Origin of the sequence: Vibrio sp. 10N.261.52.A1, from assembly GCF_002876325.1 — a bacterium.
Lineage (GTDB): Bacteria > Pseudomonadota > Gammaproteobacteria > Enterobacterales > Vibrionaceae > Vibrio > Vibrio chagasii.
This window is the reverse complement of the sequence record NZ_MCYD01001260.1, coordinates 1-244: the sequence shown is the minus strand read 5'-3', so window position 1 is coordinate 244 and position 244 is coordinate 1. Positions and strand designations below refer to the sequence as shown.

Sequence of the window (244 nt, the reverse complement as noted above, 5' to 3'; positions counted from 1 at the left end):
TTACGAGTTTGAAGTTGAAGACATGCCAGTAACGGTTGCGGTTGACTCAACGGGCGCAAACGCTCACCAGATCGGCCCTGACACGTGGAAAGTGAAAATTGCCGAAGCTGAAAAAGCTTAATCAACCGAAGTCAAAAAGTCGTAATTGATGCTGACCTCAGCGTTTGAATTGCAAGTTTTGACAGAAAGTTAAAGACAAAAGTGCAGCATTATCTGCACTTTTGTCTTATTATCAATGATATAG

At 41.8% G+C, this 244-nt stretch carries 1 protein-coding gene; it reads left to right on the top strand.

Annotation, left to right across the window (positions count from 1 at the left end; translation table 11 throughout):
- Positions 1 to 121, top strand: a 121-nt coding sequence (locus BCT81_RS29880) for a fumarate hydratase C-terminal domain-containing protein (RefSeq protein WP_241908282.1), incomplete at its 5' end; no start/stop codon positions are given.
- Between the last annotated feature and the right edge of the window lie 123 nt (positions 122 to 244).